General features: G+C 55.9%; 11 protein-coding genes and 1 riboswitch. Of the genes, 8 read left to right on the forward strand and 3 right to left on the reverse strand.

Translation table 11 applies throughout. From position 1 onward, the window contains the following. Window positions 1–50: 50 nt before the first annotated feature. Complete coding sequence (gene argE / locus AC2T6E_RS21295) at window positions 51–1,202, reverse strand: acetylornithine deacetylase (protein ID WP_108417930.1); 1,152 nt, start codon at window positions 1,200–1,202, stop codon at window positions 51–53. A gap of 88 nt (window positions 1,203–1,290) precedes the next feature. On the opposite strand from argE, the gene argC reads away from it, so the two are divergent. The 4 genes from argC (at window position 1,291) to oxyR (ending at window position 5,757) form a co-directional block, all read left to right on the forward strand. Then, entirely contained in the window at window positions 1,291–2,295 is a 1,005-nt protein-coding gene (gene argC, locus AC2T6E_RS21300) for an N-acetyl-gamma-glutamyl-phosphate reductase (protein WP_486693171.1), read from the forward strand. Between the two features lie 6 nt (window positions 2,296–2,301). Beyond that, window positions 2,302–3,078, forward strand: a complete 777-nt coding sequence (gene argB / locus AC2T6E_RS21305; RefSeq protein WP_089599274.1) for an acetylglutamate kinase — start codon at window positions 2,302–2,304, stop codon at window positions 3,076–3,078. A gap of 74 nt (window positions 3,079–3,152) precedes the next feature. Next, on the forward strand, window positions 3,153–4,526 hold the full coding sequence (gene argH, locus AC2T6E_RS21310; RefSeq protein WP_089599273.1) for an argininosuccinate lyase: 1,374 nt from the start codon (window positions 3,153–3,155) through the stop codon (window positions 4,524–4,526). Window positions 4,527–4,839: 313 nt separating this feature from the next. After that, on the forward strand, window positions 4,840–5,757 hold the full coding sequence (oxyR, locus tag AC2T6E_RS21315) for a DNA-binding transcriptional regulator OxyR (protein ID WP_014172176.1): 918 nt from the start codon (window positions 4,840–4,842) through the stop codon (window positions 5,755–5,757). On the opposite strand, the gene sthA is transcribed toward oxyR, so the two are convergent. Continuing rightward, the gene (sthA, locus tag AC2T6E_RS21320) at window positions 5,740–7,140 is read right to left on the reverse strand and encodes a Si-specific NAD(P)(+) transhydrogenase (RefSeq protein WP_042713640.1); all 1,401 of its coding nucleotides are present in this window, start codon (window positions 7,138–7,140) and stop codon (window positions 5,740–5,742) included. The two genes, oxyR and sthA, sit on opposite strands and share 18 nt — an antisense overlap. A 196-nt stretch (window positions 7,141–7,336) precedes the next feature. Between sthA and fabR the strand changes: the two genes are divergently transcribed. Further along, on the forward strand, window positions 7,337–7,975 hold the full coding sequence (gene fabR / locus AC2T6E_RS21325; RefSeq protein WP_008501784.1) for an HTH-type transcriptional repressor FabR: 639 nt from the start codon (window positions 7,337–7,339) through the stop codon (window positions 7,973–7,975). Window positions 7,976–7,984: 9 nt separating this feature from the next. Next, the gene (locus AC2T6E_RS21330) at window positions 7,985–8,344 is read left to right on the forward strand and encodes a YijD family membrane protein (protein ID WP_042713638.1); all 360 of its coding nucleotides are present in this window, start codon (window positions 7,985–7,987) and stop codon (window positions 8,342–8,344) included. Between the two features lie 90 nt (window positions 8,345–8,434). On the opposite strand, the gene trmA is transcribed toward AC2T6E_RS21330, so the two are convergent. Then, a complete protein-coding gene (gene trmA / locus AC2T6E_RS21335; protein WP_108417926.1) occupies window positions 8,435–9,535 on the reverse strand; it encodes a tRNA (uridine(54)-C5)-methyltransferase TrmA in 1,101 nt (366 codons plus the stop codon). A gap of 104 nt (window positions 9,536–9,639) precedes the next feature. Next, a riboswitch (cobalamin riboswitch) is annotated at window positions 9,640–9,815 on the forward strand. A 66-nt stretch (window positions 9,816–9,881) separates the two neighbouring features. On the opposite strand from trmA, the gene btuB reads away from it, so the two are divergent. Next, on the forward strand, window positions 9,882–11,729 hold the full coding sequence (gene btuB / locus AC2T6E_RS21340) for a TonB-dependent vitamin B12 receptor BtuB (RefSeq protein WP_486693177.1): 1,848 nt from the start codon (window positions 9,882–9,884) through the stop codon (window positions 11,727–11,729). Then, on the forward strand, window positions 11,674–12,525 hold the full coding sequence (gene murI / locus AC2T6E_RS21345) for a glutamate racemase (protein WP_089601530.1): 852 nt from the start codon (window positions 11,674–11,676) through the stop codon (window positions 12,523–12,525). Before btuB ends, murI begins: the two co-directional genes overlap by 56 nt. Window positions 12,526–12,854: the final 329 nt, after the last annotated feature.

The raw sequence follows: 12,854 nt of genomic DNA on the forward strand, positions 1-12,854 counted from the left end.
AACTTGAACACCCTCTCCCCTTTGGGGAGAGGGCAGGGTGAGGGGCTGTTTTAATGCCAGCAGAAGTGATGCACAACCTGGGTAATCAGTTCACGGGTGGGCTTGATGAAGCGGGTTTCCAGATATTCATCCGGCTGGTGGGCCTGGTTGATGGAGCCCGGGCCGAGCACCAGTGTCGGGCACAGGGTCTGAATAAACGGCGCTTCGGTGCAGTAGTTCACCACGTCGGTTTTTTCGCCGAGCAGTTTTTCCACCACCTGGACCAGTTGGTGATCCGGCGGGCACTCATAGCCCGGGATCGGCGGGTGCAGTTCCGAGACCGTCAGGCGACCCGGCCAGCGTTCGCTCACCGGGGCCAGCGCTTCATTCAGCAGGCCGTCGAGATCGCTCAGGGTCATGCCCGGCAGCGGGCGGATGTCCATGTGCAGTTCACAGCAGGCGCAGATACGGTTCGAGGCATCACCGCCGTGCAGGCTGCCGAGGTTCAGCGTCGGATACGGCACGGTGAACGCCTCGTAGTGATAGCGCTCTTTCAGGTCGTCGCGCAGGGTCATGATGCGGCCGATGGCGTCATGCATCAGTTCGATGGCGTTCACGCCGCGCGCCGGATCGCTGGAGTGGCCGGACTGGCCCAGCACGCGCACGGCGGTAGAGATATGGCCTTTATGCGCGCGAATCGGCTGCAGAGAAGTCGGCTCGCCGATGATCGCGCAATCCGGGCGAATCGACGTGTTTTCAGAGAAGTAGCGCGCGCCCGCCATGCTGGTCTCTTCATCGGCGGTCGCGAGGATATAGAGCGGCTTTTTCAGCTTCGTCACGTCCACGTCACGCAGCGCGTCGAGGATAAAGGCGAAGAAGCCTTTCATGTCGGCGGTGCCCAGGCCGTAGAGCTTGTTGTCGTGCTCGGTCAGGGTGAACGGGTCGCGCGTCCAGCGGCCATCGTCAAACGGTACGGTGTCGGTATGACCGGCCAGCAGCAGGCCGCCCGCACCGGTACCGGTGCGGGCGAGCAGGTTGAATTTGTGGCGTGTTCCGGGGACGGGCTGAACCTCAACGTTAAACCCAAGATCGCTAAACCAACCCGCCAGCAGATTGATTAAAGACTCATTGCTCTGATCCAGCGCTTCTTCCGTTGCGCTGATGGACGGAGTGGCAATCAGGGCGCGGTAGATCTCGATAAATGGCGGTAAGTTCATTTTCATTGTTGACACACCTTAGGTCGTGATAGTATCAATATTCATGCAATAAATGTGAATAAAAATACATTAACGTTGAGCATAAAGGAACCCGATGTTGAATACGCTGATTGTAGGCGCTAGCGGTTATGCGGGCGCAGAGCTTGTAAGCTACGTGAATCGCCATCCACATATGACCATAACCGCTTTGACCGTGTCAGCGCAAAGCAATGATGCAGGAAAGTTAATTTCCGATTTGCATCCGCAGCTTAGGGGCATTGTCGATCTGCCGCTGCAGCCAATGTCTGACATCAGCGAGTTTACCGACGGCGTCGACGTGGTGTTTTTAGCCACCGCGCACGAGGTCAGTCACGACCTGGCGCCGCAGTTTCTGGCGGCTGGCTGCGTAGTCTTCGACCTCTCCGGCGCGTTCCGCGTTAACGACGGCGCGTTTTACGAAAAATATTACGGTTTCACCCATCAGCACCCTGATCTGCTTGAAAAAGCGGTGTACGGCCTGGCGGAGTGGAGCGCAGATAAGCTGAAAGAAGCGAACCTGATTGCCGTGCCGGGCTGCTACCCGACGGCGGCGCAGCTTTCCCTGAAGCCGCTGATCGACGCGGGCCTGCTGGATCTCAACCAGTGGCCGGTGATCAACGCCGCCAGCGGCGTGAGCGGAGCAGGGCGCAAAGCGGCTATCTCCAACAGCTTCTGCGAAGTGAGCCTTCAGCCGTATGGCGTGTTTAATCACCGTCATCACCCTGAAATCACCACCCATCTGGGCGCGGACGTGATTTTCACCCCGCATCTGGGCAGCTTCCCGCGTGGGATCCTCGAAACCATTACCTGCCGCCTGAAGCCTGGCGTGACCAAAGAGCAGGTGAGCGAGGCCTTCACGCAGGCGTACGCGGATAAACCGCTGGTACGTCTGTACGACAAAGGCATGCCGGCGCTGAAAAACGTGGTCGGCCTGCCATTCTGCGATATCGGTTTTGCCGTGCAGGGCGAGCACCTGATTGTGGTGGCCGCAGAAGATAACTTACTCAAAGGCGCTGCCGCACAGGCAATGCAGTGTGCAAATATTCGTTTCGGTTTCCCGGAAACGCAGGCTCTTATTTAAGGTGTGATGATGAACCCATTAATTATCAAACTCGGTGGTGTACTGCTGGACAGCGAAGAAGCGCTGGAGCGTCTGTTTACCGCGCTGGTGAACTATCGTGAATCACACCAACGTCCGCTGGTGATTGTGCACGGCGGCGGCTGCGTGGTGGACGAGCTGATGAAAGGGCTCAACCTGCCGGTGAAAAAGAAGAACGGCCTGCGCGTTACGCCTGCTGACCAGATCGACATCATTACCGGTGCGCTGGCGGGTACGGCAAACAAAACGCTGCTGGCGTGGGCGAAGAAACACCACATTGCCTCCGTTGGCCTCTATCTGGGCGATGGCGACAGCGTAAAAGTGACCCAGCTCGACGAAGAGCTCGGCCACGTTGGACTGGCGCAGCCAGGTTCGCCTAAGCTGATTAATACGCTGCTGGAAGGCGGATTCCTGCCGGTGGTGAGCTCTATCGGTGTGACCGAAGAGGGCGAGCTGATGAACGTCAACGCTGACCAGGCGGCGACGGCACTGGCGGCAACGCTGGGTGCGGACCTGATCCTGCTCTCCGACGTGAGCGGCATTCTGGACGGTAAAGGCCAGCGCATTGCGGAAATGACCGCCGCCAAAGCCGAGCAGCTGATCGAACAGGGCATTATTACCGACGGCATGATCGTTAAAGTGAACGCCGCGCTGGATGCGGCGCGCACGCTGGGCCGCCCTGTGGATATCGCCTCCTGGCGTCACGCGGAGCAGCTCCCGGCACTGTTCAACGGCACGCCGATTGGCACGCGTATTTTAGCCTAAGTTTTTATTGAATGACCGTAGGCCGGGTAAGCGAAGCGCCACCCGGCAGAACTAACGAATAAAGGAATCATGTTATGGCACTTTGGGGTGGGCGTTTTACACAGGCAGCGGATCAGCGGTTCAAACAGTTCAACGACTCTTTGCGCTTCGACTACCGCCTGGCCGAACAGGATATTGTCGGCTCTGTGGCCTGGTCCAAAGCGCTGGTGACGGTGGGCGTACTGACCGCAGACGAACAATTACAGCTGGAAGACGCGCTGAACAATCTGCTGGAAGAGGTGCGTCTTAACCCGCAGCAGATCCTCGAAAGCGATGCTGAAGATATTCACAGCTGGGTGGAAGGCAAACTGATCGATAAAGTCGGCCAACTGGGTAAAAAGCTGCACACCGGGCGCAGCCGTAACGATCAGGTCGCCACCGACCTGAAGCTGTGGTGTAAAGATACCGTTGGCGAACTGCTGGCGGCCAACCGTCAGCTGCAGAGTGCGCTGGTGGAGACCGCGCAGAACAACCAGGACGCGGTGATGCCGGGTTATACCCACCTGCAGCGCGCCCAGCCGGTGACCTTTGCGCACTGGTGTCTGGCCTACGTTGAGATGCTGGCGCGTGATGAAAGCCGTCTGCAGGACACCCTGAAGCGCCTGGACGTCAGCCCGCTGGGCAGCGGTGCGCTGGCCGGTACGGCGTATGAAATCGACCGCGAACAGCTGGCAGGCTGGCTGGGCTTTGCCTCCGCCACCCGTAACAGCCTGGACAGCGTCTCTGACCGCGACCACGTGCTGGAGCTGCTCTCAAACGCGTCTATCGGGATGGTGCACCTGTCGCGCTTTGCCGAAGACCTGATCTTCTTTAACTCTGGCGAAGCGGGCTTCGTCGAGTTGTCCGACCGCGTGACCTCAGGCTCATCCCTGATGCCGCAGAAGAAAAACCCGGACGCACTGGAGCTGATCCGCGGCAAGTGTGGCCGCGTGCAGGGTGCGCTGACCGGCATGATGATGACCCTGAAAGGGCTGCCGCTGGCGTACAACAAAGATATGCAGGAAGACAAAGAAGGGCTGTTCGACGCGCTCGATACCTGGCTGGACTGCCTGCATATGGGCGCGCTGGTGCTGGACGGCATTCAGGTGAAACGCCCGCGCTGCCAGGAAGCGGCGCAGCAGGGCTATGCAAACTCCACCGAGCTGGCGGACTACCTGGTGGCGAAAGGCGTACCGTTCCGCGAGGCGCACCATATTGTGGGCGAAGCGGTAGTCGAGGCGATTCGTCAGGGCAAGCCGCTGGAAGATCTGACGCTGGCCGAGCTGCAGAAATTCAGCGCGGTGATTGGAGACGATGTGTATCCGATTCTGGCCCTGCAGTCTTGTCTGGATAAGCGTGCGGCGAAAGGCGGCGTGTCGCCGAAGCAGGTGGCGCAGGCGATTGCGGATGCGAAGAGCCGGTTGGTTTGATTTGGTTTGAACAGTGCGGGCTGGTGCCCTCACCCCTGCCCTCTCCCACGGGGAGAGGGAGAAAAACGGAGCCTGGCTTAGTGTCAGGCTTTTTTACGCAAAAAAAAGCGGACCACGGGGTCCGCAAAAGTTCACGTTGGCTTTAGTTGTTCGAGTTTTGAGAGAAACTCGCTGACGGTGCGGGGACGTCAAGGGTCAAACACGTGCCGCCTCGTCTATGTGGTGTATTATTCAACGGAATGCTTGATAGGGATAATCGTTCGTTGCTATGCTATCTATCGCCATGAACTATCGTGGCGACGGAGGATGAATAATGAATATTCGTGATCTTGAATACCTGGTAGCGTTAGCCGAGCATCGTCACTTTCGCCGCGCGGCAGATTCCTGCCACGTCAGCCAGCCCACGCTGAGCGGTCAGATCCGCAAGCTGGAAGACGAGCTGGGCGTGATGCTGCTGGAGCGCACCAGTCGTAAGGTTCTGTTCACACAGGCAGGTCTGCTGCTGGTGGATCAGGCGCGCACCGTGCTGCGCGAGGTCAAAGTGCTCAAGGAAATGGCAAGCCAGCAGGGGGAGGCGATGTCCGGCCCGCTGCATATCGGCCTGATCCCAACCGTTGGCCCGTACCTGTTGCCGCACATCATCCCGATGCTGCACCAGACGTTCCCGAAACTCGAAATGTACCTGCATGAAGCGCAAACGCATCAGCTGCTGGCGCAGTTAGATAGCGGCAAGCTCGACTGCGCCATTCTGGCGCTGGTGAAAGAGAGCGAAGCCTTTATTGAAGTGCCGCTGTTCGATGAGCCGATGATGCTGGCGATCTATGAAGATCACCCGTGGGCGAACCGCGATCGCGTGCCGATGGCCGATCTGGCCGGTGAAAAGCTGCTGATGCTGGAAGATGGCCACTGCCTGCGCGATCAGGCGATGGGCTTCTGCTTCGAAGCGGGTGCGGATGAGGATACCCATTTCCGCGCAACCAGCCTGGAAACGCTGCGTAATATGGTCGCGGCGGGAAGCGGAATTACGCTGCTGCCTGCGCTGGCCGTGCCGCGCGAGCGTAAGCGTGATGGCGTAGTCTATCTGCCGTGCATCAAGCCGGAGCCGCGTCGCACCATTGGCCTCGTTTATCGTCCGGGTTCACCGCTGCGCAGCCGCTATGAGCAGCTGGCAGAGGCCATCCGTGGTTCGATGGATGGCCATTTTGACAACGCGTTAAAACAGGCGGTTTAAGCCGTTCAGCGCAGCTACCCGGTAGGCTTCCGCCATTGTCGGGTAGTTAAAGGTGGTGTTAACGAAGTACTCGATGGTGTTACCACCACCTTTCTGCTCCATTATTGCCTGGCCGATATGAATGATTTCCGCCGCGCGTTCACCGAAGCAGTGAATACCGAGGATCTCTTTCGTCTCGCGATGGAACAGGATCTTCAGCGTACCTACGCTCATCCCCACGATTTGCGCCCGCGCCAGATGTTTAAACTGGGCACGTCCCACCTCGTAAGGCACCTTCATTGCCGTCAGCTGCTGCTCGGTTTTACCGACCGAACTGATTTCAGGAATAGTGTAGATCCCCGTTGGGATATCTTCGATCAGGTGCGCCGTCGCTTCGCCTTTTACCAGCGCCTGAGCCGCAATGCGCCCCTGGTCGTAAGCGGCGGAGGCCAGGCTCGGGTAACCAATCACGTCGCCGACCGCGTAAACGTGCGGTAGCGCGGTCTGGTACATGCTGTTGACCTTCAGCTGACCGCGGCTGTCGGTCTCAAGCCCGATATTTTCCAGCTTCAGTGAATCCGTGTTGCCGGTACGGCCGTTGGCGTACAGCAGGCAGTCGGCTTTCAGCTTTTTGCCGGACTTCAGGTGCATGATCACCCCGTCGTCGCAGCCTTCGATCTTCTCGTACTCTTCGTTGTGGCGAATGACTACGCCGCTGTTCCAGAAGTGATAGGAGAGGGAGTCTGACATCTCCTGATCGAGGAATGCCAGCAGGCGGTCGCGGGTATTGATGAGATCAACTTTGACCTCCATTCCGCGGAATATCGACGCATATTCACAGCCAATCACGCCCGCGCCATAGATGATCACATGGCGTGGTTCGTGCTGCAGGCTGAGAATGGAGTCGCTGTCGTAAACGCGCGGGTGCGAGAAGTCCACGTCTGCCGGATGGTATGGACGTGAACCGCAGGCGATAACAAATTTTTCGGCGGTGAGGGTTTCAACCGACCCGTCGTGGCATTCGAGCGCCAGGGTATGTTCATCCACAAAATGCGCGTTGCCCTGCAAAATCTCACAGTGGTTACGCTCATAAAACCCCTGACGCATGCGCGTCTGCTGGTTAATGACGGTATCCGCGTGATTCAGGATGTCGGCAAAGGAGGAACGAAGAAGTCGGGAGTGGTCGCTGTAGAGAGGGTTCTGGTTAAATTCAATAATGCGGCTAACGGCGTGGCGGAGGGCTTTCGAAGGGATGGTGCCCCAGTGGGTGCAACCGCCGCCGACATTATGGTAGCGCTCAATGACCGCTACTCTGGCTCCCTGTTTCACCAGACCCATAGCAGCGCCTTCGCCGCCGGGGCCGGAACCAATAACTATTGCGTCGTAATCGTAGGAATGTGGCATGGCAAGGCTTACCTGTTCTTATACATAAAAGCAACAGAATCATAACATCATTGCCAGAGTAACCCAATTATCGTTGTGCTTTTTTCCGGCAGTGGAGCACAAACCGCACGTAAACAATCATTCACAAAGCCAGGCAAACAGATTAATTTTATTCTCTGGTATAGTGCCATCAGGCCTTTGGAAGGATTCAACTATCGTGATGGGCGTAAGAGCACAACAAAAAGAGAAAACCCGGCGTTCGCTGGTGGAAGCCGCATTCAGTCAACTGAGTGCTGAGCGGAGTTTTGCCAGTTTGAGTCTGCGCGAAGTCGCACGCGAGGCCGGAATTGCGCCAACATCCTTCTATCGTCACTTCCGTGATGTGGATGAACTGGGCCTGACCATGGTCGATGAGAGCGGGTTAATGCTGAGGCAGCTGATGCGCCAGGCGCGTCAGCGTATCGCTAAAGGGGGCAGCGTGATCCGCACCTCCGTGTCGACCTTTATGGAATTTATCGGCAATAACCCCAACGCGTTTCGTCTGCTTCTGCGCGAGCGTTCGGGCACATCGGCGGCGTTTCGTGCCGCCGTCGCGCGTGAAATTCAGCACTTTATCGCGGAACTTGCCGACTATCTTGAACTCGAAAACCATATGCCGCGTGCGTTTACTGAAGCACAGGCCGAAGCCATGGTGACGATTGTTTTCAGCGCAGGTGCTGAAGCGCTGGATGTCAGCATTGAACAACGCAAGCAGCTCGAAGAGCGACTGGTATTGCAGCTGCGCATGATTTCGAAAGGTGCGTACTACTGGTATCGCCGTGAACAAGAGAAGTTGGCACATCAAACCGAAGAGTGAAGGTGAGTAATGAAACAGTCAGGTCAGGATAAAGGGACGCTGTTGCTGGCATTGATCGCTGGCTTATCCATTAATGGTACGTTTGCCGCTATTTTTAGCTCAATCGTGCCGTTTTCGATTTTCCCGCTTATTGCGCTGGTGCTGACGGTGTACTGCCTGCATCAACGTTACCTGAACCGCACCATGCCGGTGGGGTTACCGGGGCTGGCCGCTGCCTGCTTTATTCTGGGCGTCTTGCTGTATAGCACCGTGGTGCGCGCGGAGTATCCGGATATCGGCTCTAACTTCCTGCCGGCGGTACTGTCTGTGGCGCTGGTGTTCTGGATTGGTTCGCGCATGCGTAGCCGCAAGAGCCAGTTACCAGAGTAAAGGGTTTTGTCATTGTAGGCCGGATAAGCGAAGCGCCATCCGGCTTTTTTGGCAGGTGGCGCTTCGCTTACCTGCCCTACAAGGCCCACATTACTTCGCCGTGAGCAGTACGCCGCACTCCATATGGTGCGTATACGGGAACTGATCGAACAGCGCCAGACGTTCAACCTTGTGCGTCTGGCTCAATGTTTCGAGGTTCTTGCACAGCGTCTCCGGGTTACAGGAGATGTACAAAATGCGCGGGTACGCCTGCACCATCTTTTCGGTTTCGCTGTCCAGGCCACTGCGCGGCGGGTCGACAAAAATCGTCTCACACTGGTAGCTCTTCAGATCGATCCCTTCCAGGCGGTTAAACTGGCGTACGCCGTTCATCGCCTGCGTGAACTCTTCTGCCGCCATACGAATGATCTGCACGTTGTCGATATGGTTAGCGGCAATGTTGTACTGCGCGGCGGCAACCGACGGCTTGGCGATTTCCGTTGCCAGCACGCGATCGAAGTTACGCGCCAGCGCCAGCGAGAAGTTGCCGTTACCGCAGTACAGTTCCAGCAGATCGCCCTTAGACCCTTCCGTCGCTTTCAGCGCCCATTCCAGCATCTGCACGTTCATTGCGGCGTTCGGCTGGGTGAAGCTGTTCTCGACCTGACGATACACCATCTCTTTACCCGCTACCGGCAGGCGCTCGTCGATATAGTCCTGGTCGAGCATGATTTTAGTTTTCGTCGCGCGGCCAATCAGGTGAACGTTGATGTTCTGCGCGCGTAGCGCATCGCGCAGCGCTTCTGCCTGCTCGCGCCACTCGTCGTTCAAGGCTTTGTGATACAGCAGAGAGACTATCGCCTGATTGCTTTGCGTGGTCAGGTAGTCAATCTGGAACAGCTTGTTGCGCAGCACAGGGTTGTTGCGCACGCCGTCCATTATCAGCTTCATTAACTGGTTAATGAGCTCGCTCGCCGCCGGAAAGCTGTCCACGCGAATACGGGACTTCGTCTGCTGATCGAAAATGATGTGGTACAGATCGTCACCGTCGTGCCAGATGCGGAATTCGGCACGCATGCGGTAGTGGCTGACAGGAGAGCGGAACACCTCGGGAACGGGCGCGTTGAAAGGCGTCATCATACTTTGCAGGCGGACGACTTTCTCTGCCAGCTGCGCGTCGTACTGTTCTGTCGGGAGGTGTTCTGGGGTCATGATGCGTCCTGAGTGATAAAGAATTACGCGGGGATTGTAGGCATTGTTCAGGGGATGTCCAGATTTAATGGCCAATAGCTATCTGGACATCTATACGTGTCTAATTGTAGCATTCTGTTTCCGGTCTCCTGAGAGTGAAAAGGGAATCCAGTGTAAATCTGGAGCTGACGCGCAGCGGTAAAGACTGGCGGGATGAGAGTTGTAGACACTGTGAAAATGGGAAGTCTTCATCCGTATAACGCCACCTAGCCCGAAGACCTGCCGGGATTACGTCGCATTTGGTTTCATCATCGCGTGCTATAGATGAGGCCTGCGGCATCCTTCTTATATTGTGGATGCTTTAACAATGATTAAAAAAGTATCGCTGTTGACGGCGTTGTCCGTCACGGCATTTTCGGGCTGGGCGCAGGACAGTGCCGACTCGTTGGTGGTGACGGCAAATCGTTTTGAACAACCTGAAAAATCTGTTCTGGCTGCAACCTCGGTTGTAACGCGTGAAGATATTGATCGCTGGCAATCCACGACCGTTATCGATGTCATGCGCCGCTTGCCCGGCGTGGATACGGCGCAAAATGGCGGGATGGGGCAACTCTCTTCTCTCTTTATACGTGGCACCAACTCCAGTCACGTCCTGATTCTCGTCGATGGTATTCGCCTTAACCAGGCGGGTGTCACGGGATCGTCAGATCTCAGCCAGTTCCCGATCGCCCTGGTACAGCGAATCGAATACATTCGTGGACCACGTTCTGCTGTGTATGGCTCAGACGCGATTGGCGGCGTGGTGAACATTATCACCACGCGAGCAAAAGACGGTACAACGCTGAACGCGGGAGTAGGTTCGCACGGTTACCAAAATTATGGTGGCAGCACGCAGCAAACATTAGGCGACAGCACGCGCGTGACGCTGGCGGGTGATTACACCTATAACAAAGGTTTTGATGTGGTCGCGGACGGCAACAACGGTGGTCTTGCTCAGACCGATCGCGACGGTTATATGAATAAAACGCTATACGGCGCGCTGGAACATACATTCTCTGAGCAGTGGAGTGGCTTTGTGCGCGGTTATGGCTACAGCAACCGTACCGCTTATGACGGCTATTACAGCGCATTTACACCTGATGTATTGGTTGATACCCGCCAGTTGTATAGTCAGACATGGGATGCCGGGTTGCGCTTTAACGAGGACATCTTCCATTCACAGTTGCTCTCCAGCTACAGCCACAGCAAAGACTTTAACTACGATCCGCATCTGGGGCGTTATGACTCCACGGCGACGCTGGATGAAATCAAACAGTACAACGTTCAGTGGACCAACTCCGTTGACGTCGGACACGGCAACATTGGCGCGGGTGTCGACTGGCAGAAACAGAGCACTGAGCCCAACACAAACTATGTCACGAATGGCTACGACTTGCGTAACACGGGCGTCTATCTGACCGGGTTGCAAAAATTAGGCGACTTTACCCTCGAAGGAGCAGCCCGTAGCGACGATAACTCTCAGTTTGGTCGCCATGGTACCTGGCAGAGCAGTGCCGCCTGGGAATTCATTGAGGGTTATCGGTTTATCGCCTCTTACGGCACGGCATATAAAGCGCCTAATTTAGGGCAGCTTTACGGCTATTATGGCAACGACCATCTTGATCCAGAAGAAAGCAAGCAGTGGGAAGGTGCATTCGAGGGGCTTACGGCAGGTGTGAGCTGGCGTGTTTCCGCTTACCGTAACGATGTTGATAATCTTATCGACTTCAATAACAACCTCCAGGAATATTACAACGTCGGCAAAGCACGCATTAAAGGTGTAGAAGCCACGGTGTCATTTGACACTGGCCCGGTGATGCATACCGTCGGATATGACTATGTTGATGCGCGTAATGCGACGACCAACGAACTTCTTGATCGTCGTGCTAAGCAGCAGGTGAAGTACCAGCTCGATACCCAGATCTATGATCTCGACTGGAGCCTGACTTACCATTACCTGGGGACGCGTTACGACACCAACTTCGGAACCTATCCGTATCAAAAGGTTAAAATGGGCGGTGTAAGCCTGTGGGATGCCGCAGTTTCATATCCTGTCACCTCTCACCTCACAGTTCGTGGTAAAATAGCCAACCTGTTCGATAAAGATTACGAGACAGTTTATGGCTATCAAACTGCAGGACGGGAATACACCTTGTCTGGCAGCTACACCTTCTAATCCGCGTCCCACCGTGCTGGTGTTTGATTCCGGCGTCGGTGGGCTTTCGGTCTATGATGAGATTCGGCATCTGCTGCCGGATCTCCATTATATCTACGCCTTCGATAACGTCGCGTTCCCGTATGGGGAAAAGAGTGAAGACTTTATTGTGGAGCGTGTGGTTGAAATCGTCACTGCGGTTCAACAGCGCTATCCCCTGGCGCTGGCGGTTATTGCCTGCAATACGGCGAGCACGGTCTCCCTTCCTGCCCTGCGTGAAAAATTCCCGTTCCCGGTTGTGGGTGTTGTGCCTGCAATTAAACCCGCTGCACGTCTGACGGCGAATGGTATCGTCGGTTTGCTGGCCACGCGTGGAACGGTAAAACGTCCTTATACGCGCGAGCTCATTGACCGTTTCGCCAATGAGTGCCAGATCGCCATGCTGGGTTCGGCAGAACTGGTGGAGATGGCGGAAGCCAAGTTGCACGGAGAGGCGGTATCACTCGACGAGTTGCGTCGCATTCTTCGCCCGTGGCTGCGGATGCCGGAGCCACCGGATACGGTTGTGCTGGGCTGCACTCACTTCCCTCTATTACAGGAAGAACTGTTAGAGGTTCTCCCGGAAGGAACTCGGCTGGTGGATTCTGGTGCTGCCATTGCTCGACGCACGGCCTGGCTGCTGGAACATGAAGCGCCGGATGCAAAATCGTCTGACGCGAATATCGCTTTTTGTATGGCGATAACAAAAGAAACTGAGCAACTTTTACCCGTTTTACACCGTTATGGGTTTGAAACGCTCGAAAAACTGGCGCTCTGACACAGTTTTGCGCAAAAAAGAGACGGTTAAACGTTTTTTTTAAAAGAGGGGTTGTCAACGTCTGAGAACTCCCTATAATGCGCCTCCACTGACACGGAACAACGGCTTGCAGGCCGCCGGGTTAGCGGGGTTCAGAGATGGACGCCAACAGAGAAAAGTAAAAATAATTGCTTGACTCTGAATGAGGAAAACGTAATATACGGGACCTCGCAACGGTGAGCGAAAGCCGCGTTGCACTGCTCTTTAACAATTTATCAGACAATCTGTGTGGGCACTCAAAGTGACATGGATTCTTAATGTCTTCGGACAATAAATGAATACCAAGTCTC

The sequence above is a fragment of the Enterobacter sp. B79-1 genome (assembly GCF_057444735.1).